Raw genomic sequence first — 26,543 nt, forward strand, 5'->3', positions numbered from 1 at the left:
CAACGTTCAGATTTCAATTGTGCCCAATTCTTGTGCGTTACTTAATAAAAGTAAAATTTTTAAACTTTTAACCTATTTTTAATCCCCCCTAATATCATTTTTTTACGTCTTCAATCTAGTTGGGCCCCAAGGAAGGCAGTTTTGGCCTTGAAAAAAAATAATAGTGAGCATAAGAGAGAGAAACTCAGTATGATGATGCGCCTTCATAAACAAAAAAATTTGATTGCTCAAGCAATCCCTGCCGCAAATCCTAGCGACTATTCAATCCCCTGGTACAGTGTGGCGATTGCCTGTTTGGTAATAAATACTGCATCTGTGGCAGCATTTGCCCAGGAGGGGCAAGGGGACAAGCCCAGTAACTATTCTGGTTCGGCTATTGAAGAAGTTACGGTTACCGCACAGAAAATCGAGGAAAGCATTCAAGATGTGCCTATTGCAGTTTCTGCCCTATCTGGGGATAACATGGATGCTTTAAAGATCGAAGGGGGCAATGAGCTGTTGCGAGCCGTTCCCAATGTTAACTTCTCCAAAACAAACTTTAGCTCATACAACTTCTCTATTCGAGGAGTGGGAACTCAGTCAATTTCTGCCAGTAGTGATCCTGCCGTTGCAGTAAGCTTTAATAATGCTTCTTTAATCAGGAATCGTCTGTTTGAGCAGGAATTTTTTGATGTACAGCGGGTAGAAGTTCTGCGTGGCCCTCAGGGCACATTATATGGCCGTAACGCCACCGCTGGTGTGGTTAATATGTTACCAATCATGCCGGAAGATGAATTCGCCTCAGAGATTGAGGTTGAAGTGGGCAATTATAATAGTAAGCGCACCAAGGGTATGTTGAATATACCGTTGGGTGAAACCATGGCTTTCCGCTTTTCTGGAGCCATGACCAAGCGGGATGGCTTTGATTACAATACTTATACCAAGAATGATGTTAACGACCGGGATCTCTACTCCACGCGTGCCATTTTTGAATGGACTCCCAGTGATAAGTTTAATGCTAATTTGATTTGGCAACACTTTGATGAAGATGACAAGCGATCCCGCACTGGTAAGCAGCTTTGTACTACTGACCCCGGTGATGACATGGTCGGGAACACAGAGACAACAAGTCTATCAAAAGGTATGACAAGTCAGGGCTGTTTGCCTGGTTCACTATACAGCGCAGATGCTTTTGATGCACCCAATGGAACGGGGCTCGCCTATATACTTTCAGCAGCGGGGCTGATTGACCCATACCTTTTTGGAGGTAGTTTATCAGACTGGAAAGATCCCTACAGCGGTGTAGAGCAGTCGCGAGATTTACGTGAAATATCTACTAGTTTTGACCCAGTATTTCGTGCGGAAAATGACTTGGTACAGCTGAATTTTGAATGGGCTTTATCTGATACCCTCACCTTTTACTCCCAGTCTACCTATGCTAAGGATGATTACTATTCTTCACAGGATTATAATCGGTTTACCACTGGCGCGGTCTTTAATGACCTAGCAGAAATAGGTGATCAGTGGTCATTGGGCCCCACCCCCGGAGGCATTTATACTGACCCACAACTTGGTCCTTCTGACGGTATTTTAGGAGTTGATATCAGCCGTTCCGATAATGAACAGTGGAGCCAGGAATTCCGGTTGCAGACTGCATTTGATGGGCCCTGGAATTTTTCCTTCGGTGCGAACTACCTGAATTTTGAAACCCAGGATGACTACTTTGTCTTTAATAATATGTTCACCATGATTGCTGAATATGTTTACAGCCGGGGAACAGATGAGGATGGCAATAATATTCCGATCAATTGCGTTGACCCCACCACAGATTTAGTTAGCTCAGACTGTATATATATCGACCCTAATTCCCTGGAAAATATTGATGAAATGGGACACAACTACTTTCTCAGTCGTAACTTAGTAGATACCCGTTCCTGGGCTGTATTTGGGGAGGCATATTGGCAAATCACGGACGATGTAAAACTTACCACAGGCCTCCGGTATACTGATGACGAAAAAACTACCACCCCTATATCCAGCCAGTTATTACTTGGTACGTATCATGAAGATGGTATTACTGTTCCAGGTAACAGCTCAGGTGGCTATACGCATATGGGATATCCTGAAGGGGAGAAGTTTTCTCAAAGCTGGAAGGAGTATACCGGACGAGCGGTGCTGGACTGGCGAACAGATACCCCCTTTACCGATGATACAATGTTCTATGTTTCTTTTGCTCACGGTTATAAAGGAGGCGGCTCCAACCCACCACGGGCGGAGATTGACCCTGCGCGGGTTCAATATCAGCCACTAGACAACACTTTTGAGCCGGAATTCGTAAATTCCCTTGAATTCGGCACCAAGAATGTTTTGCTGGATGGCCGCCTAAACTTAAACGCAACTGCCTTCTATTACGACTATACCGACTACCAGGTTTCCCAGATTGTTGACCGTATCGCATTAAACGAAAACTTTGATGCAGAAAGTATGGGACTGGAGTTAGAGCTGGCATGGCAAATGACAGAGAGTACCAGGATGAATATGAATGTGGGTTACTTAAGAACCCGCATAGCGGAAGGGGAGGAATCCATAGATGTCATGGATCGTACCCAGGGGAATGAAGATTGGACCGTACTGCGGCCCTCCTTGCAGGTACCTTCCAACTGTATTGCCCCAGTCGAGTATGTTGAAGCTGCTATTGCTTTGGAGCCTATGTTTTTCATGACACCCTTATGGGCATTATGTGCAGGCTCAAAGCAGTGGGGCTCATACTCTGATGCGATTGAAGCTCCCCTAAGATATGATCAAATTTTAGCTCTTTTCGGTTACGATCTGCCCCAATATAACCCGCTAACAGATGCCCCAAATGGCGGGCGTGGTTTTTCTGCTGACCTAAGTGGCAATGAATTACCAAATGCTCCTAAGTTAACGTTTAACTTAGCAGTGGAGCATGTTATTCCCCTTTCGGATTGGGAATTAGCTTTACGTGCAGATTACTATCGACAGTCTGAGAGTTATGCGCGGGTTTATAATACCGAGTATGACCGCTTAAAAGCCTGGGATAACTTCAATGCATCAGCGACCCTTACTCATCCGGAATCAGAATTGCAAATGCAGTTGTATGTGAAGAATATCTTTGATGATACGCCTATCACAAGCGCCTTTACCAATAGCGATGACTCCGGCCTTACCACCAATGTATTTACCCTGGATCCGCGTATTATAGGCTTTAGTCTAAATAAGCGTTTCTAATTTTTATATTTCCAGTAAGACACTAATGGTTCTATAGTGTCTTACTGGTATTTCAGACTGGCTATGCTTGAAAACACCTCCATTTCTAATTTTCTTTTCACTCATATAAATCATCGATCAATCGTATAGCGGGCGGTTGGTGATTGTTTGCTAGGGCTAGCCACACACCTCCCAATTGTACTTTATTTTGGGAATACCCTAGTCTCCCTACATTGTCTTCTTATTTAGACCTAAAGTAACTTTGAGGCGAAAATGAAAATTTATAACAAACCATATAACTGTACATTTGGTATATTATTAACATCCCCAGTTATAAAAGCTAACGTATCAACTAATGGAAGGCATATTAAAAAAAGAGGATGAGAAATTTACTTTCTGACAATGATTGATATTTAAAAAAACATATCTTGGGTTTTTATGAATATACAGATGTGGCAAAGTAGAGTAGCCAGTACTTTCTAACTACTCTACTTTAGATATCAGACTTTTTAAGGCTGCTTATGGCACGAAAGATGCCTGGGGATTTGTGGAGATAGTTCCGCTTATCTCGCAGTCCGTACCAATACCAACTCTTGGGATTACTGCAGCATTAAAAGTAATTTCTCCTGTAGATTGGTTAAAATCACCGTTTATATCACCAAAACAATTACCGGTAACACCTGAAATGGTTACGTCTTTTAAGGTAACTGTATCACCTACATTACCTACCAATGTATATGGCAGATTGTTAAAGAAAACTGCTCCACAAAGAAAACCAGTATTCAGTGACAAACTGCCCAAAGAGGCGTTACCAGCTGAATCTATAGTAATACTACCGGATAGACCACAAGTAAAGTGGTAACTACTGGATACTCTTATATCACCGACGTTGGCCATACCGATAGTACCTTGAGGATACCAGGTGTCAGCAACTGCGCCGGTGCTAACAATAGCCAGGGCGAGTGCGGCAAGGATCTTTTTCATTGTCATTGTTTTCTGTTTTTAGTAATTAGAACAGGTAGAAGCGTGAGTAGGATAGGTATCCATCTCCTGCGGGTAATGCATCTACATTGATCGTCGCTTGAGAAGCGAGAGATCGGGCTCACTTAAACTGCTTTGATATTTAACTTCGAAGTCCTCTTATCTCCACTCCTATAAGACGCTTTTATTCATCGATTCGGAGGGATACAAATTTTGATAAACATGGTATTTGATGCCAGTTTTAGAGTGACTCTGGGTACATTGATATGGAGAAGCGTGAAGAGTTATAAGTACAGGAGGCGGATTGGTACATAGCAGTGAAGCCGAGCAAGCTAAAAACTCTTCCAGGGCGTGATGCGCTCCGTAAGGCAGAAAAGATCAAGTCGCAGATAAGAGCGAAGGTCGAACACCCCTTTCGCTACATCAAGCTGGTATTTGGTTATGACAAAGTCCGCTATCGGGGACTGGTAAAAAATACTGAGAGACTGTGCTCGCTAGCAGGCTCTACCAACTGACTAAAAGAAGAAAATATTTGACTGCCTGGGGAGGATGGACCTGAAATCTTCCTATTGAGGACTTCAGGTGAAAAATCAGAGATCTATTACGAGAAAATTAAGCGTTTGCGCGTGAAAAATTCATTTTAGGCTATTCAGCTTAATTCTAGAAAAAATACTTCGTTGATCAGAGGTTACCTAAAAACAGATTTCTTTATTTTCCTTGAATATACAGACCGGGCAAAAGTAGAGCAGCCAGTACTTTCTGACTACTCTACTTTAGATATTGACCTATTAAAGGTTACTTATGGCACGAAAGATGCCTGGGGATTTGTGGAGATAGTACCGGTTATTTTGCAATCGCTACCAATACCAACGCTTGGGAGTACCGCGGCATTAAAAGTAATTTCTCCGGTAGATTGGTTAAAACTACCGGTAATATCACCAAAACAATTGCCGGTAATAGCTGCAACAGTTACATCTTTTAGGGTAACGGTATTCCCTGCATTACCTACCAATGTATAGGGCAGATTGGTAAAGCTAACTGACCCACAAAGGAAACCAGTATTCAATGACAAGCTGCCCACGGAGGCGTTACCTGCTGAATTTGTAGTAGAACTACCAGATAGACCACAAGTAAGATTTATACCCTTAGATACTTTTATATCACCGACATTGGCCAGGCCAATGGTACCTTGGGGAGACCAGGTGTCAGCGGCTGCGCCGGTGCTAACAATTGCCAGGGCGAGCGCGGTAAGGATCTTTTTCATGTTCATTATTTCCTATTTTTAGTAATTAGAATAGGTAGAAGCATGAATACGCTGGGTATTCATCCCTTACGGGTAACGCATCTACATTAATCATCGCTGGAGAAGCAAAAAATTGGGCCCACTTAAACTGCAGTAATATTCAACTTCCAAGTCCTCTTATCTCCACTCCTATAAGACGCTTTTCTTCGTCAGTTCGGAGGGATACAAATTTTGATAAACATGGTATTTGATGCCAGTTTTAGTTATATTTTTTTCGTGAGGATAAATATCGGGAGTGTTTATTAATTTTATGAATTTATAAATTACTTAATGATTTTCATTTATTCGCGAATATATTTATTTATAATAAGTAAGCCACAATCTGGGGGCGTAAAACTCTTTATCTTTGTCTGCTTATCCTTAATTTCTTGTTACTAAATTTGAATATTTTTCAAATATTGAGTTTCCAGTAATCGAAGGTTTTAAGATAAATATTTTTGTCTCCTATCGATGTTCGAAAATCAGATAGACTTCAGGCGATAAAGTGGCATAGAAAGTAGCGTTTTAGGAAAAGCAGAGTGCTACGGGGAGCAGCAAGCGCAGAATAGGAGAAAGAGAGATTTTAGCGTATAACTCACATATCCAAATTGATGTTCAAATGATCAATTTGGTTTTGTACTTCTAAAAGTTACTCAGCTCGTTCTAGGGTTTGGCCTTCAATTTTTGCTAACGGATTATCTCCTCACCAAAATCTATCTCTAGCTCTTATTACGCCAGTATCCCGCGATCTTGAGTGCATTGGCTTTATTTCGCAGCTTGGGTAATTCTGGTATTTGAGGGCCCTATTAGTAATAAACCGCTATTTATTCATCATATTAGGGATTTAATCGCTGTGCTTTGCATTCAGTGCAGTATTGGGAGTTAGAAGAAATAGAGATAAGCATGGGTCGAACCTGTGATTGATGATAACGGTATTTATGGTTACCCTCTTTGCAGTTTGGAAAGATACGGAGGTATCGCTCCGCCCCAGCTGATGCTGATGCTGATGCTGATGCTGATGCTGATGCTGATGCTGATGCTGATGCTGATAGTCGTCGGCTTTAGCAGAAGCGAAGTGGAATCAAACGCTGCATTTCTAAAAATATTTAAATGCAACTGCGCTATTTATACTTATGGTCTCGAAGGGGATAAAGCAGTTATAAACTCACCCCTCCTCCTGCACCTCACCATAAACATGATAAATCTCTGGCACCTGGCCGCGGTCGTCCATCCGCATTCCCAGATCTCTAATCAGGCCGTCGCGAATATCGTAAATCCAGCCGTGCAGGCTCAGGCGTTGGCCTCGGTCCCATGCGTGCTGGACTATTTTGGTCATGGCCAGGTTTTGTACCTGCGCCATCACATTTAATTCACAAAGGCGCGCTGAGCGGGATTCTTTATCGAGGGATTCCAGCTCTTGCCGGTGGCGGGCGTAGACATCCTTGATATGGCGCAACCAGTTATCCACCAGGCCACATTCGCTGTGGCCCATGGCGGCCTGTACGCCGCCACAACCGTAATGGCCACACACCACCACGTGTTCCACCTTGAGTACTTCTACGGCGTATTGCAGCACCGAGAGGCAATTAAAGTCTGTGTGTACCACCACGTTGGCGATATTGCGGTGAACGAACAGCTCCCCCGGTGCCATGCCCACAATCTCGTTGGCGGGCACGCGGGAATCGGAGCAGCCGATCCATAAATACTTGGGTACTTGCAGGCGGCTCAGGCGTTGGAAAAACTCCGGGTCCTGTGCCGTCCTATCCTCTGCCCAGGCGCGATTGCGCGCGAACAATTGGCGAATCTCTGCCACCTCAGTGGGCCTCCCCCGATAAATCCAGGCCAGAGATTTGCGCGGCCTGCACCATTTTTTGCAGGTAGTCGCTGGTCATCCGGCGGCGGCGTTTTTCGGTCAGGTATTCCTCGATTCGCTCCGAGACATATTCGTATTCCAGTGGGCGGCCCGGTTCGCATTGCTCCACATAAATCAGGTGCACACCGTAGGGAGTCTCCACGGGTTCCGCTACCAATCCGGTGCCCTGCTCGAACACTGCACGCTCGAAGGAGGCGACGGTGTCACCGCGCCCCACTTGGCCGAGGCTACCACCGGCTTCGGAGGAGGAGCAGGCAGAGTGGGATTGGGCTAAACGAGCGAAAGATTGTAGCGGATTGGAGTCGGCGCGAATCTGTTCCAGCATATTCTCGGCTGCGGTGCGTGCCTTGGCGCAGGCCTCGGAGTCATCCGGTGCGGCCGGGATCAGGATATGGCGCACTTCTGCGAGGGGATCGGAGCGGAACTTATACGGGTGGGCTTCGAAGTAAGCGCGGCACTCGGCGTCGGTTGCCGGGTTCACTTGTAGCTCGCCTTTTAATAGATCTGAGACTGCGCGATCGAAAGCCTCACTGTGCAAGTCTTCATCGGCAGCGCAGAGACCCTGCCCTGCAGCTCGATCTCGTAACAGCCAGCCGATAACCAGAGCGCGTGCGGCGCAGTAGATCGCCTGACGCGGAGAATCGGCAGGCTGGTACTGCATCTCTTGGTAGATCAGGTCGGCGGGGATTTCAGTTCCGTTGACGGCCACTACCTCGGCCATCTCAAATTCGCCGCCGGCAGCATCAGTGGCCAGTAATGTATTCATGACTCAACTCCACACTGGGCCCGCTCATGGCGGGCCATTTAATAGTTGCAGGGATTAGCGCGCAGCTTTGGCGCGGACTACCTGGTAATTGCGGCGGAAGTACTGCACCGGAACACTCCATACGTGTACCAGGCGGCTGAAGGGGAACAGCAGGAACAGTGTCATGCCGAGGAAAATATGCAGCTTGTAAATGATGTTCACTCCGCTGATTGCAGCAGCTGCACCGGCACCATCTAGCGTGACAATGGACTGAGCCCAAGCCATCAGTTTGAGCATTTCAGCACCGTCCATATGGCCGGCAGATACCACAATACTGATCAGGCCGAGGATCAATTGCGCGTAGAGCATCAGCAGTATGGCCAAGTCCATTTTGGAAGTGGTGGCGCGTACTCGCTTGTTGGTGAGGCGGCGCTTCACCAGAATGGTGAGACCGATAAAGCAGATCACCCCGAAGAAACCACCGATCCCCATTGCCATCATCTGCTTGGTGGAAGCTTCAATGCCGAGGAAGTGCCACACCGCTTTGGGTGTGAGTAGGCCGACAAAGTGGCCCGCGAGAATGGCTATCACCCCGATATGGAACAGGTAACTGCCGATGCGCAATTGCTTGCGCTCCAACAACTGACTGGAGCCGGTGCGCCAAGTGTACTGATCCCGGTCGTAGCGGATCAGGCTACCCACCAGAAATACCGTGAGGGCGACAAAGGGGTAGATGGCGAAGAGCAGCGTATTCAGATAGTTCATCTTGTTACTCCTGTGGTGCGGGCTGGGCAGAATTCTGCGCGGCGTTGGCCCAGTTGAGGGGCTGGCCGTCGCGCAGCTGCGCATTGCTGGGCCGCGTTATTGACTGGTCGCAATTGTTGGCGCCGCTAAAGCTAACGGCTTCTTCCTCCCAGATCTTGTCCAGCGCCTCGGGGGTATCGTCACGCTCTTCGTTGGCGACTTCTTCCTTGAGTGCTGTCAGATCGACATATACCCCGGCCATCTGCAAGAGCGCATCCATCAGCAGGTGATAGGGACTCTCACGCTTGGACAAGCGCGCGCTCAACAGGGCTATCACATGGGTAATATCGTGAACCCAGCCGTAGGCTGCTTCCCCCTGGGTGGCACAGAACTCCAAGTAGGTGGGCAGGTAATCCGGCAGTTCGCGCTCATTCAGCTCAAGGCCGGCGCTGCGATAGCGCGCGGTCAGGTCTACCATGGCTTGGCCACGATCACGGGATTCGCCGTGGATATGCTCGAAGATATGCAGGGATACAGCGCGACCGCGCTCGAACAAACCGTCGTATTCGCTCTGCCAATCGAGCGCATCCATACGCTCGTAATGGGAGATAAATGCCAGCAGCTTGTCGCGCAACGGAGCATCCAGATCCTCGGATTCAGCCAACCAGCTGGTCAGCTCATCCAGGTGCGCCACCAGCTCATCGGACGGGTAATCCAGCAGGCGGGCGATCAGGTTTAGTACTTTCATCGGTATTCTCCGCTCGACCTTAGTCGACTACTTTGGCGGGTATTACTTCGCGCACCGCTTGTTGCTTGCCACCGAAAATATTGGTGCTGTCGTTGCCGGTGCTACAGCCGTTGCCGAAGCTGAAACCACAAGAGGACTTCATGTCGTAGGCGTTTTCGGCGTAGGCCTTATGGCTTGAGGGCACCACGAAGCGATCCTCGTAATTGGCCAGTGCCATGTAGCGATACATCTCTTCTACCTGGGCTACGGTCAGGCCAGCCTCTTCCAGCAATTCGCGCTCCTGAATGCCGTCCACATGGATGCCACGCATATAGGCGCGCATCACAATCATGCGTTCCAGGGCTCGGGCCACTGGCTTCTCGTCGCCGGCGGTGAGCAGGTTGGCCAGGTATTGCAGCGGGATACGCAGGGTGGAGAGATCGGGGATCTCGGCGCCGCGACCCACGGTAACGGTTTCCACTTGGCCAGCCTGTACTGCGTTCTGGATCGGAGACAGGGGTGGCACGTACCAAACCATGGGCAAGGTGCGGTATTCCGGGTGCAGCGGCAGGGCGATCTGCCAATCGATAGCCATCTTGTACACCGGGGAGTTTTGCGCAGCTTCGAGCCAGGCTTCGGGGATACCTTCGGCGCGGGCAGCTTCCTGGACCTTGGGGTCGCTGGGGTCGAGGAAGATATCGCACTGGGCCTGGTAGAGCGCTTTTTCGTCTTCTACAGAAGCGGCTTCCTCGATGCGGTCTGCGTCATAGAGCAACACCCCCAGGTAGCGGATACGGCCCACACAGGTCTCGGAGCAGATGGTTGGCTGACCCGCCTCGATACGTGGGTAACAGAAGATACACTTCTCAGATTTACCGGTTTTCCAGTTGTAGTAGATCTTCTTGTATGGGCAGGCGGATACGCACATGCGCCAGCCGCGACATTTGTCCTGATCGATCAGAACAATGCCGTCCTCTTCGCGCTTGTAGATGGCACCGCTGGGGCACGCAGAAACACAGGCCGGGTTGAGGCAGTGTTCGCACAGGCGCGGCAGGTACATCATGAAGGTGTTTTCAAATTCACCGTAAATGTCGGCCTGCACCTGCTCGAAGTTTTTGTCCTTTTTACGCTTCTCGAATTCGGTGCCGAGAATCTCTTCCCAGTTGGGGCCCCATTCGATCTTTTCCATACGCTCGCCAGTAATCAGCGAGCGCGGGCGCGCTACCGGCTGGTGCTTCTGCTCCGGTGCCTTGTGCAGGTTCTGGTAGTCGAAGTCAAACGGCTCGTAGTAGTCGTCGATCTCCGGCATATCCGGGTTGCCAAACAGGTTGGCTAGTACGCGGTGCTTGCCACCGATCTTCGGCTGCAATTTACCGTTCTTCTTGCGGGTCCAGCCGCCGTTCCATTTGTCCTGGTTCTCCCACTCTTTGGGGTAGCCAACACCGGGTTTGGTTTCGACGTTATTGAACCAGGCGTATTCAACCCCCTCGCGGGAGGTCCACACATTTTTACAGGTCACCGAGCAGGTGTGACAGCCGATACATTTATCGAGGTTCAGCACCATGCCTATCTGGGCTCTAACTTTCATTGCTACACCTCCTCTCGCGTCGGCTCTTTGACGTCTTCACCATCGAGCCAATCGACCTTGTTCATTTTCCTGACCACCACAAATTCATCCCGGTTACAGCCCACAGTGCCGTAGTAGTTGAAGCCGTAGGACTGCTGGGCGTAGCCACCGATCATATGGGTGGGTTTCATCACCGCGCGGGTTACGGAGTTGTGGATACCGCCCCGGGTACCGGTAGTTTCCGCTCCCGGTGTATTCACGATGCGCTCCTGGGCGTGATACATCATGGCCATACCGTCGGGCACTCGTTGAGATACCACTGCGCGGGCAGCAATGGCGCCGTTGACGTTGAAGATTTCGATCCAGTCGTTGTCTTCAATACCCGCCAACTTGGCGTCGTACTCACTCATCCAAACGATGGGTCCACCACGGGACAGGGTGAGCATCAGCAGGTTGTCGGAGTAGGTGCTGTGGATGCCCCACTTTTGGTGCGGGGTGATCCAGTTCAGCAGGATCTCCTTGTTACCGTTCGGCTTCTGGTTCAGCACCGGTTGCACGGTTTTCAGGTTGATCGGCGGCTTGTACACACACATGTTCTCGCCGAAGTCACGCATCCACTCGTGATCCTGGTAGAACTGCTGGCGGCCGGTGATGGTGCGCCAGGGGATCAACTCGTGCACATTGGTGTAGCCGGCGTTGTAGCTCACATGTTCATCTTCCAGGCCAGACCAGGTGGGCGAGGAGATAATCTTGCGAGGCTGCGCCACGATATCGGCGAAGCGAATTTTTTCGTCTTCCTTGGGCTTGGCCAAATGGGTGTGATCGCGACCGGTAATCTCACCGAGGGCTTCCCAGGCCTTCACGGCTACCTGGCCGTTGGTTTCAGGGGCCAGTGACAGGATCATTTCGGCAGCATCTACCGCACTGTCGATACGGGCGCGGCCATCGCGAGCAGTCTCATCTTTCCAAGTGCGGTTGAGTTTCTTGAGGAAGTCCACCTCGTCATCAGTATTCCAGCTGATGCCCTTACCGCCGTTGCCGAGTTTTTCCAGCAGCGGGCCGATAGAGGTAAAGCGGTTGTAGGTATTGGGGTAGTCGCGTTCCACCTCAATCATGCTCGGCGCGGTAACGCCGGGGATCAGGTCGCACTCGCCTTTCCACCAAGCCTGTACACCGAACGGCTGGGCGATTTCTCCGGGGGTATCATGGTGAATCGGCAGAGTCACCAGATCCTTTTCCACCCCCAGGTGGCCATCGGTCAGGTTGGAGAACTCCTTCGCTATGCCTTTGAAAATTTCCCAGTCACTTCGCGCTTCCCAGGCCGGGTCCACCGCCTTGGTGAGCGGGTGAATAAAGGGGTGCATGTCTGAGGTGTTGAGGTCGTCCTTCTCATACCAGGTGGCCGTCGGCAATACGATGTCGGAGTAGAGACAGGTGGTGGACATACGGAAGTCCAGTGTCACCAGCAGATCCACTTTGCCCTCGCTGGGGGCGTCATGCCAGGCCACATCTTCTGGTTTTTTGCCGCCTTCTTCACCCAGGTCTTTGCCCATCAAACCGTGCTTGGTACCAAGCAGGTGGCGCAACATGTACTCGTGGCCCTTACCAGAGGAGCCGAGCAGGTTGGAGCGCCAGATAAACATATTGCGCGGGAAGTTCTGCGGGTTATCCGGGTCCTGGTTGGCGAATTTGAGCGCACCCCGCTTGAGCTGCTGAACCGTGTAGTCTTTGGCAGACATACCGGCGGCGGCGGCATCTTTAGTCAGTTGCAGGGGGTTGATCCCCAGCTGCGGCGCGGAGGGCAACCAGCCCATGCGCTCGGCGCGGCTGTTGTAGTCGATGATGGAAGCCTGCCACTTGCTCTTGTCGGCCAGCGGCGAAACCACTTCATCCATCTCCAGCTTCTCATAGCGCCATTGGCTGGCGTGGTTATAGAAGAAGGAGGTACCGTTCATATGGCGCGGTGGACGCTGCCAGTCGAGACCGAACGCGAGTGGGGTCCAGCCGGTCTGCGGACGCAGTTTTTCCTGTCCCACATAGTGAGCCCAACCACCGCCACTCTGGCCGATACAACCGCACATCATCAGCATATTGATGATCCCGCGGTAGTTCATATCCATGTGGTACCAGTGGTTGAGTCCGGCACCCAGAATTACCATGGAGCGTCCACGGGTCTTGTCGGCGGTGTTGGCAAACTCACGGGCAACCTGGATGACATTCTCGCGACGACAGCCGGTCACCTTTTCCTGCCAGGCGGGGGTGTAGGGCTTGTCTTCGTCGTAGCTCTGCGCACAGTTGGGGTCGTCGAGGCCGTGCTCGACACCGTAGTTCGCCAGGGTCAGGTCGTAGACGCTGGCTACTTTTAGAATCTCGCCATCTTTGTTTTGAACAAGCTTCACCGGCACCTTGTAGTCGATCACTTCATCGTGTTCGGTGTGCTGGAAGTAGTTGTGCTCGTGGGTCTGGCCACCGAAATAGGGGAAGGCGACCTGTGCGATTTCATCGGCGCAGTCTTTGAGGCTGAGCTTCAGCTCCAACTCTTCGCCACTGCGACCATCGCGCTGTTCAATATTCCACTTGCCACGGCCTTCTTTCGCTGAGGGCTCTCCCCAGCGATAGCCCATGGAGCCCTGAGGGGAAACCAGCTGGCCATCGTGATTAACACCGATGGTTTTCCATTCCGGGTTGTTATCCTGGCCGAGGTTGTCCGCCAGGTCAGAGGCGCGCAGGAATCGGCCCTGTACCAGCTTGCCGTCGCGCTCTTCCAGGGTCACCAACATCGGCATATCGGTGGTGGTGCGCACATACTCGGTGAAGTAGGCGCTGGGCTTGTCGACGTGGAATTCTTTCAGGATCACATGGCCGAAGGCCATCGCCAGAGCCGCATCGGTACCCTGGCGCGGTGCCAGCCAGGTGTCGCCAAACTTGGAGCACTCTGAGTAGTCAGGGGTGACCACACAGGTTTTGGCGCCCTTGTAACGTACTTCACTGAGGAAATGTGCGTCCGGGGTACGGGTCTGAGGCACATTGGAGCCCCATACGATGAGGTAGTTGGAGTTGTACCAGTCGGCGGATTCGGGTACGTCGGTTTGCTCACCCCAGACCTGCGGTGAGGCGGGCGGCAGGTCACAGTACCAGTCGTAGAAACTCAGGCAGTTGCCGCCGATCAGAGACAGATAGCGGGCACCGGCAGCGTAAGACACCATGGACATAGCGGGAATCGGCGAGAAGCCGGTCACCCGGTCGGGTCCGTATTTTTTGGTGGTGTAGACGTTGGAAGCGGCAATCAGCTCATTGACTTCATCCCACTTGATCCTCACAAAGCCACCCATTCCCCGGCGTTCTTTATAGGACTTGGCCTTGGCCGGGTCCTCAACAATGCTGGCCCAAGCCTCCACCGGATCACTGTGTCTCAACTTGGCTTCGCGCCAGAGTTTTACCAGACGTTTGCGGATTTTCGGGTACTTGAGGCGGTTAGCCGAGTACATATACCAGGAGTAGCTGGCACCACGGGGGCAGCCACGAGGCTCGTGGTTGGGCAGGTCCGGGCGGGTGCGCGGGTAGTCAGTCTGCTGGGTTTCCCATGTGACCAGGCCGTCTTTGACGTAGATCTTCCAGCTGCAAGAGCCGGTACAGTTCACCCCGTGGGTGGAGCGCACAATCTTGTCGAACTGCCAGCGACGACGGTAGCCATCTTCCCAGCTGCGGTCGTCATTCGTCTTTTCCCCGTGTCCTCCGGAAAAGGGCTCTTTTTGTTTCTTCAGATATTTCAGTCGGTCCAGGAAATGGCTCATGCGGTACTCCCAGGGCATCGGCATGCGGTTAAAGCATCGGTTTACCGGGAATATAAAAGGGAGGGACGGCAGGATCACCTGACCAAAAAGGGGTAGAAAAGCGACGGACTACCCCCGAGTGGGTAGGGAAACGACGCCAGGGGGCCGCTATGGTGGAGCCCTATCCCAGCAATAACAGGGCCTCTGTGCAAAAAACAGGCGTCAGGTTAAATTATGTGCAAAACTGGCGATCTTTAGTGGTACCCACAACTTTGTGCGCCAATGGACGGCACAATAGAGATCAGCCATCCACAACCGCCCCAGGGCGAAGTGAATCCGATATGCTGAACCGAATTCGACAGTCCATCGTCTACCGCATCGGCACCCTGATGCTGCTCACTGTGCTGGTAGCACTGAGCTCTATGGTGGCGTCCTATATTATCTCCGATGCCGCCGAAAACGATGCCGCCGCCGTTAACCTCGCCGGATCATTGCGGGCTATGAGCTACCGACTTGCGGCCACCGCACCCTCCGGGGATGTCGAAACCACAGCTGAGTTGGCAGACGAGGTGACCGCACGCCTGACCCGGGTACTCAGCATTTCCGACTTCACCGCCAGCGATAACCTGCCCGCAGCCCGCAATTACCGCAAGGTAATCGAAAGCTGGGAGGGCGAAATCCGCCCACTGCTGGAGTCCATTGCCGCCGGGCGCACTTCTATGGACTCCTTGCAGTTAGCCAACCGTCTGGAGCCCTTTATCAGTGATGTGGACACACTGGTGTTTGATTATCAGACCATCGCCGAGGAAAAAATAAGCCTGCTGCGTTTGGTGCAGGTGGGGTCACTATTTGCCATTGTAACCCTGGTGTATCTCTCCCTGTGCATATTGCACCGCTCTGTGGAGCAGCCTCTAAAGCAGCTGACCAATCGCTCCCTGAGCATCGCCCAGGGAGACTTCAACCAAAACCGCCTGGAGATTAACAGCGAGGACGAGCTGGGGGTTTTAGCACGCACCATCAATTATATGAGCGATGAAATTCATGCGACTCACCGGGATCTTGCCCATCGCGTGGAGTTGAAAACCTCACAGTTACAGAAGAGCCATGAGGCATTGGACTTCCAGTACCGCTTGGCTCGGCGGATCAGCGAAGGCCCACTCTCGGGAGCGGAATTGGGCCAGTGGCTGGGAGAGTTCGCCAATGTCGCCAGCTTGAATAACCTCGACCTATGTCTGATGACACCGGAGGGGGAAGCGCCCTATGAACATTTGGTTCAAGGACTCGGTAATGCCCAGTGCACAGGCAGTGAATGCCATATCTGCGTAAACACCTGCGGCCCCTCTGATGAAGACCAACAGCGCGTGTACCGATTCCCACTGGAAGTGGACAAACGCAATTACGGTGTACTCACCTGCACCCTACCCCGAGGTGAGAGCCTTGATGAAGAACAGCAGCAACGCTTGGCTACCTTTGCCGACAGTGTCACTGCGGCCATCGCCATTAATGAGCGAGAGGCTCAGGAGCGCCGTGTTGCCCTACTGGACGAGCGCGCGATCATCGCCCGGGAGCTACACGATTCCCTGGCCCAATCCCTGTCCTATCTGAAAATTCAGGTTACCCGACTCAACCGCGCCAATCGCAGTGAGCAGGTGGACAAGTCCAAGGTAGAGGAGATTATTACCGAGCTGAAAGAGGGCCTGGATTCCTCTTACCGCCAGCTGCGCGAACTGCTCACCACCTTCCGACTGCAAATAGGTCCCGGCGGCCTGCGCAGTATCCTGGAGCAATCTATCCTCGCTTACCGCGAGCAGCACCCGCAAATTAATGTGCTGCTGGATTACCATCTGGACGAGGTGCCCCTAACTCCCCACGAGGAAATTCACCTGTTACAACTGGTGCGCGAGGCCTCGCAAAACGCTGTGTACCACTCCCAGGGCGATATGGTGCAGATCAGCCTGACCCAGGCCGACAACCACTCCCTCAATGTACGCATCCTCGACAACGGCATCGGTATCAGCAACGCGCCGGAGAAACGCAATCACTTCGGTATGTCGATCATGCAAGAGCGCGCCAGCAACCTAAATGGCAATCTGAATATCCGCCGCCGCGACGAAGGGGGCACCGAAGTGCGTTTCAACTTTATTCCCCTCTACGCCCGCGAGCGGGAATTGGTGTGGAAAGACGTGGGGTGATAACTCTCTACCTTTATGAAAGGTCACTTGGGGCGAGCACATAATTGCCGCCCCTATCATTCGAAATCCGCCAGTATCTTTATTACTAAAAAGGGAGAAGGAGAAAATACACCGCACTCGGGACCCTATGAGGCATGGATGCCGATTAGGAGCTTACAGGGATGTATTCACTGCGTGTCTCGAGTGCGGTGTATTCTTTCCTTCCACCCAAGTAGTAACTATCTTCAACGACCTTATTACCTATCCAAGCGCTCTTCCACCCTGAAGCCCCTCCGACACCCAAGTAGCTATCGTCAAAAATACTGACTCTTAAATTGACCCCCAAGGGCCAATTGCTAGCCCATATGCTACAAGTACTTATCGCTAGCCTATCCCGTGATTCACACCGATTACATTGGTGAATATCAGCTTCCTCGATGGCCTGGCATCCAACCATTCCATCAAGCAATGACTATATCGATTTAATAGAGAGGAGAGGTTTATGAAGCTGAGTTCATTGCCCAGAGCCACTTTCTTAATGCTGGCAGTATTTCTGCTGGCCTATTCTGCATTCACTGTTTCCGATAGCCATAACAAAAAAGAGAAAGATCCATCAGCTGCCAAGCATGGGGCTGGTGGTGAGAAAGCCTGGTCCAAAGCGGGCAATGACAAGATGTTCACCATCTTTAAATCTGACTTAACCACTGCTAATGAGAATATGCTCGGCAAGAAGGTGAATCCACAAACCCCTAAAGATGCCGATGGATTCTTTATTGGCGCCTACGACAAACAGTCACATATGCTGCACTTTATGGTGGGCTACAGCGATCTATCAAAGGGCGGGGTGGCAATGTCGCACTTCCATATGCAATGTGCAGGCGATGGCAAAGAGCCCCCTATTTGCAAGCCGGGTAAACCCAGTGGCCCAATTATTCAAACTATCTGCGGAATGCCCAATCACCCGGGTATGATTCCCGACTGGCCAGAGACTAAAACTGACAAGGGCAAGCACGGCCTGGCAAAAAAATGTGCTGAAGGCACCAGTGGATATATCATGGGCAAGTGGATGGTGGAGGAGCCCTATCGCAAGGCGCTAATGGATGGGAAGGTCTTTGTTAACTTGCATACCCAGCTGGACCCCAAAGGTGAGGTTTCCGGCCTGCTAACAATGGATAAGTAGATTGCAAATTTACTGGCGCATCTATAAGCCAGAGTTTACTGCTGAGACAAGAAAAGCTGGGCTTCGTTATGTACAAGCCCAGCTTTTTTATATCTACCTAAAAATTGTTAATTAACAAAAATCAGAATTTTGCTGTAAGCATCAACCAGAGCTTATCGGTATCCTCACTGTATTCATCTGCATCGTAAGCGGCATACTTTACCAACGCTGAGAAATATTCATTAAACTCGTGACCGTAACTGATATTCCACTCAGTCCCGTAATCTGCTGAACCTTCATTGGCCTCAAAACTGTGGTAAGTAATTCCCAAATCTCCCCCGGCAAGCGCCAGGCTGGCACCGATATATAAATCTTCAACACCATCTGCTGGAGTTTCAATGAACTTATCTGTGTAGCCTTGGAATTTGTGTAGTGTCGCCAGTGGTGTGCTAAAACCCACACCGTCGTCAGAACCCAGAACTTCATAACCCAACTTGCCTTTTACCGGCCCCAATGGTGCGGCAACTTCAGCAAGATAATAATCGGCTGCAAAATTACTGGGATTATTGCCGATATCCTCCTGGCGGGCATAACTCAGCTGAGTTTCAAACAGGCCAAAATCTCCCCGGTAAGCGGCACCGAAAGTACGGGATGAGAATCTCTCAGCGTTATCCAGATCCAGGTTGTAGAAGAAGGCAGTTAACTTATGCGCTTCTACCAGTGGATAGCTGGCATGAAATAGTTGAATATCACCATCCAGGTCCGATAAGTCACTGTCTTCACCAAAAATACGGTTTACGTTGTAGATATAGCTGTAATCCAGCTGTAACTCCCCTTCCCCGCCAAATTGGTAACGCAGGCCGTCATACGTCTGTTCATTCTGGCGCCAGCCCACACCACCGATAAAACGCTGATCATCCAGGTTAATGCGCTGTCGACCAGCAATCACCATAGAGTTAAAACCACTGTACTTTAAGTAAGCTTGATTAACCTCTGTGCCCTGGGGGTCGGCAACCACTGGGTGCTCGGTATTGCCATTCACGGTGGAATTGTAATTGTCGTTGCCAATTTCACTAATGTTATCCACTTCAAAAAACGCATCAAAACCACGGTAACTGCCACTGGTCCAATTCAGTCGGGTTCTCAAGGTTGAGGCGATAGCAACATCGTCCATATTGTCCTGATCAACATTTTCTATCCGGTAACGAAGATTTACCCCCGCCTGCCCTGAAGTCAGTGCATCAGTGAGTGTGGCGCTTTCATTCTCTGCTGCAATTCCCTGAGAGCCGGAAATGCCAAGGATGATGGCCGCGATTACGGTGGACAATTTCTGTTGTTTCATTCGCCGTTCCTTTGCAAAAATATTTTGGGTGGAAGGCAACTGCACAAATATGATCGAAACTATTACCGATCACAGCAGTTATCCCAGTGCGAGTGAATTATGCAGGCGGAGTACCCAGCGATTTATTGATGTATATCAGATTGATGCCTCGCTTTTAGAAAGATTTACCGGAGGTTTATGAATAAAAATTTCTTACGGGAAAGAATATTGATTAAGCGCAGTTGAAAATACAAAGCTGGCGGCTACTAACAAAAAACGAAATAGCTTTCATATTTACCAGAAAAATTAATGGGCTTAAAAACTTGTGAAAGTAATGCCAGCTGCTAAAAGTTATATTCAAATTCGCTCCAGCAATGAAAACAAAAGGGAAAGACAATCATGCCTGACTACACCACCTCTTTCTTAAGCCCTGTCACTCAGGAAGAAGCTTACCGGGCAGTTGCTGAAAAGATGTCCCAATGGTGGACGCCAACTAGCGGCCCTTTCCTGGCAGTGGGTGATACCGCCAAGACCGGATTTGGTGGCGAGTCCTATTGGGTGTTTCGCGCCAAAGCTTTGGTGCCGCAGAAGTTAATCGAACTTGAGTGTATAGAGTCCAATATGGTTTCTGAGCAGGTTGATGATCCCCAAGAATGGCAGGGCAGTACTCTTCGCTTTGAATTTTCTAGCGAACCCGGTGGCACCCGCCTCACCTTTACCCATATCGGTCTCTCACCGGAGATGAAATGCTGGAAGATGTGCAAAAGCGGATGGGATTACTATTTGCCAGGAAGCCTTCAGGATTACCTCAAAGATGGGACTGGCAAACCAAATAGCTATTAGTGAGATAGGAGGACCCCGCAGATGCGGGGGAACAAAAGGTGTGAAAGCAGGGCTTTTAATCGCCTTCCGGTTTACCCCTGCGTCCGCAGGGAATGTCACAGCTCTAACTTGTTGTTTTTAAACAGTTTTTCCAACAGTTCCGGCAATATCTCAGGGCTGGGGCAACCCGGCCCCTTGTACCTGTCATTGGCGTTTATTTTCCCTTAGCGGCTCTCAACCACTACTCGCCACTGATCCTCTCCCATTTGGTTCAAATCGATAGCCACTCCTGTTATCTGACGCACAACTTCGATATTGGTCAAGAGGTGGAGGCTCGGCTTCAGGGTAGTGAAGCTTCCACCGGCACCCAGCACCAATGGGAGTATCAATTGGTCGGCCAGATGTTCGCCCACAGGTACGCCGGCGTGCATATAGCGCTGCATCTGCCGAATCGCGCGATCGGCAACGCGCTCAGCGCTAACACCCTGCTCCCCCATAGCCTCAAACACCTCAGTCACTTGCTGGGATTGCAGACGAAGGGAAAGTACATTGCCAGGCCCTTGGGACTTCACCTGCCTTTGATGCAGACGCTCCGATCGCCATTCGCACTTCTTACGTACCTGCGCCAACTCCCGCTGGGCCACATGAGCAGGAATATGGGCCGAGGTCGCCACAGCTTCAGCATCCAGAAGTTCACCCCGTTCTGTCAGCTCCAGTTTTGACCATTGCGATAGCGGCTGGATACGTGTGCGCCATGAGCCACCCCCGGCAGGATAGAAACCATAATCATCCAGGGCCACTTCCACGCCGGCGCCCATACGAGCCAATAGGGGCAAATATGCCTGGGCTATAAAATCAAAGCTGGGAGCCTTTTTATTATGAGTGCCGCCTTCAAGACACAGCTCACTGACACTATCGGCCAATAACAGCGGTAACAACACGGTTTGAAACACCAAACTGGTACTACCGGCCGAACCAATAGGAAAGTGGTATTTACCAGGACGCACTTTTCCCGGTGCAAAAGTTATTTCCGAAGCACCCAATTGTTCGCCGCTAACTTTGGCATGGCTAATTGCTTTGGCTGCTCGCAAGCAAGCTAGGTGCTGACGCAACAAACCGGGTTTTTTACGACCCGCTCGAATATTCTTAATTCGAACCGGTACCCCTAAACAAACAGACAAGGTGAGGGAAGTCCGCAAAATCTGTCCGCCGCCCTCCCCCTGGGCGCCGTCTATCTCAATCACTGTTTAATTCCTTAAAATTTACATCTTTTTTTGGTGAATGGCGCCTTTAAGCCGTAGGACGTAACTTCACCAACTCATTCATCACCCCATCGAGACCGCCATATACGGAAATTTTATCGATGCGGGTACTGACCCGTTCCAAAGCTTCCAGTTCTTTCAAGCGCAACAGTACCGGGTTGTTATCCATCAGCTTGGCGGTATTGTGCAGAGATCTCATTGCTTGGGTTTCTTCTCTGCGCTTAATCAGATTTGCCTCAGATTCCTTCTGCGCTTCTACAACCTGATTAAGGATCATCTTCATATCACCGGGCAAAATAATATCCTTGACTCCCACACTGGTAAGCTCGATACCATATTTCGCCAGCTTGTCGCGGATGCCGGTCGCAATCACAATATTCAACCTGTCCTTATCAGCCAGAAGGCTATCCAGGGTTTGAGTACCCACGGCCTCGCGCAAGTGCAGCTGCAATTCGCGATAAATAAAACCTGTACTATCGCTGAGCTTTAGCGCTACTTTTTTTGCATCGGCAATTTTGTAAGCGCCAGTCAAGTTGATACGCAGGCTGACCCGATCCTTGGTCAGAATTTCCTGGCCGCTAACTTCGATGGTTTTCAATCGCAAGTCCAGTACCTTGACCTCGATAGAGCGGTTGTATTTCCAGTAGCCATAACAGCCGGGCTGTAACACCTTTTCTAACTTACCGTTGACCATTAACAGGCCCACGTGCTCATCGGGAATCTCGTTGTAGTTTACCGCCTGAAGGGCGGTGCGCATTTGTCCAGCACGTACACCTCGCCCCAGTAAGCCCAGGACTTTTTTATCGATGGCGTATTCCTCAGAGATATCCACGATTTCCACCCGCACGGATTCACCGCCCTTCCACACAGCGCGAAAAGTACCCGGTGGCAAAATATCGACCAAGTGATTATCCCGGTAAAACAATCCCACCTGATGGTCTGACAATTCATAGGATTGCAGGTATTCACCAAGGATCTCACCATAGGTGTTTAACAAAAATTTGGCTTTGATTTCACCGAATACCACATCGGTAATATCGTAAGTTTCTGCCCGTACATCACCGGACAATAGGGATATACGATGGCTGCCAGGTGGCAGCACCCCTTCAAAACGGTTGCGGCGAAATAGCAACACTCGCTCGCTATCCGCAACATCCACGTTCTTCCATATTTTGAACAGAGATATCATGGTTCTTATCTTTTATTCCATTTCCATACTGCGCTACCCCATTGGGCCGCAAGGGTGGGGCCCGTCCAGCGACAGGTGGTAAACCGTTTGTGCCGAGCGGGGCCCAGCGGCAGAGGAATTACGATTTTCCCCACTTGGCTCCCCCTGAGCCTGCAGCCAAAATCCTTGGCCTGGAGACACAATCATAAATCTTACCGCTGGATCGCACAGGGCAGACCCACGATTAACGACACAGTTGCCAGAATGCCTCCGCAGTAAATCGCTAAATCCTATTTACCGTATCGAGAGGCTATCGGACCCCAGGTAGATTTTTAATGGGGAGTCGAACCCCAGGCTCTCGCCTCTTTCCAGGTCGTTTGGATAACGATGGGACTTTGGCAGGAATCGAACCTGCTACCAATCGATAAGTTATCGACTGCTCTACCAAATGAGCTACAAAGTAGGCGTTTGAACTTCTATCCCGTGGGTACACCTGCCGCCATAGGCGGTGGTGCCGGGCCGGGATTCAGAACCGGCTCCGCTGACGGGCTAAAGGCCTCAAACTCGGTTGCGGCAACCCGGCAAATTCGCCCGGCAACCTGCATGCTTTAGCAATTGATTTAGTTCGGCCGATCCCTGGCCTAAAACGCGTCAGCCTTTGACGCAAACCACTTGCTTGAGGGTGTAGACGATTTCCACCAGGTCTTTCTGTGCTGCCATAACCTTTTCAATAGGTTTGTAGGCCGATGGGGTTTCATCGATCACGCCCTCGTCTTTTCGGCATTCCACATCGGCGGTGGCCGCGCGATGCTCTTCCAGGGAGACCAGCTTTTTGGCCTTGGTGCGGGACATCACTCGCCCGGCCCCATGGCTACAGCTACAGAAGCTTTCTTCATTACCCAGCCCCCGCACAATAAATGACTTGGCGCCCATACTACCGGGAATAATGCCCATTTCGCCGGTACGCGCTCTTACAGCGCCTTTCCGGGTCACCAATACATCCTTGCCGTAATGATGCTCGCGGGAGACATAATTGTGGTGACAATTCACCGCTTCCATACGCGCCTCAAAATCCATCCCCAGGGCCTGCTTCACCGCGGTAATAGTGCGTGCCATCATCACTTCGCGATTGATACGGGCAAACTCCTGCGCCCACTCCACTGCCTGCACATAGTCATCAAAGTGCTCTGTACCTTCCGGGAAATAGGCCAGGTCACTGTCCGGTAAGTGGATATGCCAGCGCTCCATATCCCGCTTGGCTTTCTCAATAAAGTAAGTGCCTATTCGATTTCCCACTCCCCGGGAACCGCTATGCAGCATCAACCACACGCTTCCCTGTTCATCCAGGCACATCTCGATAAAGTGATTGCCTGTGCCAAGTGTCCCCAAGTGATTGATATTATTGGTATTTTTTAATACCGGGTGCCTCTCTTTGAGCAGTTCAAACTGGGCGGCCAGAGGCACCCAACCGGCAAGTGCATCGTCCGGTGGATTCTCCCAGGCCCCCTTGTCCCGCCCTCTCCCCCGGTGTCGGCCAGTACGTCCGTGGGGCACGGCTCGTTCGATGGCGCTGCGCACTCCAGCCAGGTTGTCCGGCAGTTGCGCCGCCGTCAGGCTGGTGCGAACCGCCATCATGCCGCAACCAATATCCACCCCTACGGCAGCGGGAATTACTGCCCCCAGAGTTGGGACCACACTGCCAATGGTGGCGCCTTTGCCCAGATGTACATCAGGCATCGCCGCGACCCATTTATGGATGAATGGCATCTGCGAGATATTTTTGAGCTGCGCTTTGGCCTCATCTTCAAAAGGCACACCCAGGGTCCAGGACTTAATCGGTACCCCACCTGCCTGCATTACTTCATATGGCATTGGTTTCATCTTCCACTCCTTTTGAAACCGCGCTTGGTATTCATGTGTTTCATTTAGTTATTGATATAGCGAATTGGGTGCCAACTTTTGCAAACAGCTGAAAAATACTTATAACTTATTGTTTTTTAACGATTTATTTTCTATCTCAGGGTTTTTTAGTAGATTTCTTGAGACAAGGGATTCATAAATATCTATCTTTTTTGATAGTTAAATCATATTTTAGATAGCATGAAGACAATCGCTATCAGTATTCTCGGTACCAGTAAGGACCGGCGCGGCAAAGGCGACAAGCGCTGGGATAAGTGGCGCCCAAACATTTCCATGTGCCAGCACGATGACCTATTGATCGATAGGCTGGAGCTCCTTTTCGACAACCACTCGAGAAGCCTGGCTGACCAGGTCACAGAAGATATTGCGCGGGTCTCTCCAGAGACCGAAGTGGTCCACCACCGGGTGAACTTCAATGACCCTTGGGATTTCGAGAGCGTGTATAGCAATCTGCTGGATTTCGCCCGCGCCTATAGCTTCAAGCCGGATGACGAGCAGTACCTGGTGCATATCACCACCGGTACCCATGTAGCTCAGATCTGCTTGTACCTGTTAACAGAGGCGGGGTATTTCCCCGGGCGTCTGCTGCAAACTTCCCCGGCGCGAAAGAACAGTAGCTTGCCGGGCGAATACCAAATCATCGATTTGGACCTGTCCAAATACGACCAGATTGCCTCGCGCTTCCAGAGGGAACACCAGGAGGGCACCACCTATCTGAAGGGGGGAATCGAGACCAACAATCTCGCTTTTAACCAGATGATCGAGCAGCTGGAGCAGGTATCGATTCGCTCCGACGCCCCCATACTAATTACCGGTCCCACAGGGGCAGGTAAATCCCAGCTGGCCCAGCGTGTCTTTGAACTACGAAAGCAGCGGGGCAAGCTGGAAGGTGGCCTGGTAGCCGTTAACTGCGCCACCCTGCGCGGCGAAAATGCCATGTCCGCCCTGTTCGGCCATCGTAAAGGCGCCTATACCGGTGCCACCACCCACCGGCCAGGCTTGCTTATGGAAGCAGATAAGGGCCTGCTGTTTCTCGATGAAATCGGTGAGTTGGGATTGGATGAGCAGGCCATGTTATTGCGTGCGATTGAGCACAAACGCTTTATGCCTTTCGGCTCTGATAAGGAAGTAAGCAGTCACTTCCAGCTGATCGCCGGTACCAACCGGGATCTGGTACAGCTCTGCCAAGAAGGTAAATTTCGCGCGGACCTGCTCGCCCGTATCGATCTATGGACCTACCGACTGCCCTCTCTACGAGAGCGTATTGAAGACCTGGAACCCAATATAGATTTTGAGCTGGAGGCTTTCTCCAGGAAATCCGGGCATCTTGTCAGCTTTAATAGAGCAGCACGGGAAAAGTACCTGAGTTTTGGGCGCTCCCGCGAGGCCAGCTGGTCTGCGAACTTTCGCGACCTTAACGCCAGTATCCTGCGTATGGGTACCCTCGCCGACGGTGGGCGTATCACGACTCAGGTAGTGGAAGAGGAAATCCATAGGTTGCGAATTAAATGGCAAAACCCACTCACAGATTCATCGCTACCCCTTGCCCGTATCGAAACACTGTTGGGGCGTGACCACATCGAGCAGATGGATTACTACGAGCAAATCAAACTAGCTGGGCTAATTCAGGTTTGTGCAGATTCCAATTCGATGGCAGAGGCCGGACGCAAATTATTTCAAGTGAGCCGCACCTCAAAAAAATCCAACAACGACTCACACCGGGTACGCCAACTTTTAGATAAATACGGTCTTAAATTCGACCAGTTTAATAAAACATAGAGGCCCTCTGGCATCTTTTTTTGTTAGTCTGATTCCAAAAGC

Annotated in this window: 18 protein-coding genes and 1 tRNA gene; 6 read left to right on the plus strand and 13 right to left on the minus strand. The window is 50.9% G+C overall.

The annotated features are described in order from the left end of the window. Positions 1-141: 141 nt before the first annotated feature. Entirely contained in the window at positions 142-3,228 is a 3,087-nt protein-coding gene (locus ACJJI5_RS00795) for a TonB-dependent receptor (RefSeq protein WP_445355289.1), read from the plus strand. Positions 3,229-3,726: 498 nt separating this feature from the next. Here the strand turns inward: ACJJI5_RS00795 and ACJJI5_RS00800 are convergent, their stop codons facing one another. After that, a complete protein-coding gene (locus ACJJI5_RS00800; RefSeq protein ID WP_444940270.1) occupies positions 3,727-4,191 on the minus strand; it encodes a PraA/PraB family alkane oxidation protein activator in 465 nt (154 codons plus the stop codon). 314 nt (positions 4,192-4,505) lie between these two features. On the opposite strand from ACJJI5_RS00800, the gene ACJJI5_RS00805 reads away from it, so the two are divergent. Next, positions 4,506-4,703, plus strand: a complete 198-nt coding sequence (locus ACJJI5_RS00805; protein ID WP_444940271.1) for a transposase — start codon at positions 4,506-4,508, stop codon at positions 4,701-4,703. A gap of 284 nt (positions 4,704-4,987) precedes the next feature. Here ACJJI5_RS00805 and ACJJI5_RS00810 read toward each other — a convergent pair whose 3' ends face one another. The 7 genes from ACJJI5_RS00810 to ACJJI5_RS00840 form a co-directional block, all read right to left on the minus strand. Then, positions 4,988-5,452 carry a PraA/PraB family alkane oxidation protein activator gene (locus ACJJI5_RS00810; RefSeq protein ID WP_445355290.1) on the minus strand — a complete coding sequence of 155 codons (465 nt, stop codon included), beginning with the start codon at positions 5,450-5,452 and terminating at the stop codon, positions 4,988-4,990. 1,183 nt (positions 5,453-6,635) lie between these two features. After that, positions 6,636-7,283, minus strand: coding sequence for a carbonate dehydratase (gene can, locus ACJJI5_RS00815; RefSeq protein WP_282930420.1), 648 nt, complete (start codon positions 7,281-7,283; stop codon positions 6,636-6,638). 1 nt (position 7,284) lies between these two features. Further along, positions 7,285-8,109, minus strand: a complete 825-nt coding sequence (locus ACJJI5_RS00820; RefSeq protein ID WP_444892523.1) for a peptidylprolyl isomerase — start codon at positions 8,107-8,109, stop codon at positions 7,285-7,287. A gap of 54 nt (positions 8,110-8,163) precedes the next feature. Beyond that, entirely contained in the window at positions 8,164-8,853 is a 690-nt protein-coding gene (gene narI / locus ACJJI5_RS00825) for a respiratory nitrate reductase subunit gamma (protein ID WP_282930422.1), read from the minus strand. A 4-nt stretch (positions 8,854-8,857) separates the two neighbouring features. Beyond that, positions 8,858-9,580 (minus strand): nitrate reductase molybdenum cofactor assembly chaperone, encoded by a 723-nt coding sequence (narJ, locus tag ACJJI5_RS00830; RefSeq protein WP_282930423.1) that lies wholly within the window; start codon positions 9,578-9,580, stop codon positions 8,858-8,860. A 19-nt stretch (positions 9,581-9,599) separates the two neighbouring features. Next, positions 9,600-11,147: a nitrate reductase subunit beta gene (gene narH, locus ACJJI5_RS00835; RefSeq protein WP_444926393.1), complete on the minus strand. Its 1,548-nt coding sequence runs from the start codon at positions 11,145-11,147 to the stop codon at positions 9,600-9,602. A 2-nt stretch (positions 11,148-11,149) separates the two neighbouring features. Next, positions 11,150-14,920, minus strand: a complete 3,771-nt coding sequence (locus tag ACJJI5_RS00840) for a nitrate reductase subunit alpha (protein WP_445355291.1) — start codon at positions 14,918-14,920, stop codon at positions 11,150-11,152. Between the two features lie 320 nt (positions 14,921-15,240). Here ACJJI5_RS00840 and ACJJI5_RS00845 point away from each other — a divergent pair, with 320 nt between their 5' ends. Both ACJJI5_RS00845 and ACJJI5_RS00850 read left to right on the plus strand, forming a co-directional pair. Next, positions 15,241-17,091, plus strand: coding sequence for a histidine kinase (locus ACJJI5_RS00845; protein WP_444934612.1), 1,851 nt, complete (start codon positions 15,241-15,243; stop codon positions 17,089-17,091). Positions 17,092-17,572: 481 nt separating this feature from the next. Beyond that, the gene (locus tag ACJJI5_RS00850; protein WP_445355292.1) at positions 17,573-18,250 is read left to right on the plus strand and encodes a CHRD domain-containing protein; all 678 of its coding nucleotides are present in this window, start codon (positions 17,573-17,575) and stop codon (positions 18,248-18,250) included. A gap of 121 nt (positions 18,251-18,371) precedes the next feature. Here ACJJI5_RS00850 and ACJJI5_RS00855 read toward each other — a convergent pair whose 3' ends face one another. Continuing rightward, the gene (locus ACJJI5_RS00855) at positions 18,372-19,571 is read right to left on the minus strand and encodes an alginate export family protein (RefSeq protein ID WP_445355293.1); all 1,200 of its coding nucleotides are present in this window, start codon (positions 19,569-19,571) and stop codon (positions 18,372-18,374) included. Between the two features lie 378 nt (positions 19,572-19,949). Here ACJJI5_RS00855 and ACJJI5_RS00860 point away from each other — a divergent pair, with 378 nt between their 5' ends. Beyond that, entirely contained in the window at positions 19,950-20,393 is a 444-nt protein-coding gene (locus ACJJI5_RS00860) for an SRPBCC family protein (protein ID WP_445355294.1), read from the plus strand. 203 nt (positions 20,394-20,596) lie between these two features. On the opposite strand, the gene rtcA is transcribed toward ACJJI5_RS00860, so the two are convergent. The 4 genes from rtcA to ACJJI5_RS00880 all read right to left on the minus strand — a co-directional run bounded on the left by rtcA (position 20,597) and on the right by ACJJI5_RS00880 (position 24,683). Next, complete coding sequence (gene rtcA / locus ACJJI5_RS00865; RefSeq protein WP_445355295.1) at positions 20,597-21,616, minus strand: RNA 3'-terminal phosphate cyclase; 1,020 nt, start codon at positions 21,614-21,616, stop codon at positions 20,597-20,599. 46 nt (positions 21,617-21,662) lie between these two features. Further along, positions 21,663-22,823, minus strand: a complete 1,161-nt coding sequence (locus ACJJI5_RS00870; RefSeq protein WP_444940276.1) for a slipin family protein — start codon at positions 22,821-22,823, stop codon at positions 21,663-21,665. Positions 22,824-23,192: 369 nt separating this feature from the next. Continuing rightward, positions 23,193-23,264, minus strand: a tRNA-Ser gene (locus tag ACJJI5_RS00875). 189 nt (positions 23,265-23,453) lie between these two features. Continuing rightward, complete coding sequence (locus ACJJI5_RS00880; protein WP_445355296.1) at positions 23,454-24,683, minus strand: RtcB family protein; 1,230 nt, start codon at positions 24,681-24,683, stop codon at positions 23,454-23,456. Between the two features lie 219 nt (positions 24,684-24,902). Between ACJJI5_RS00880 and rtcR the strand changes: the two genes are divergently transcribed. Continuing rightward, a complete protein-coding gene (gene rtcR / locus ACJJI5_RS00885; protein WP_445355297.1) occupies positions 24,903-26,501 on the plus strand; it encodes an RNA repair transcriptional activator RtcR in 1,599 nt (532 codons plus the stop codon). Positions 26,502-26,543 lie beyond the last annotated feature (42 nt).

The sequence above is a fragment of the Microbulbifer maximicatervae (SeqCode) genome (assembly GCF_052467955.1).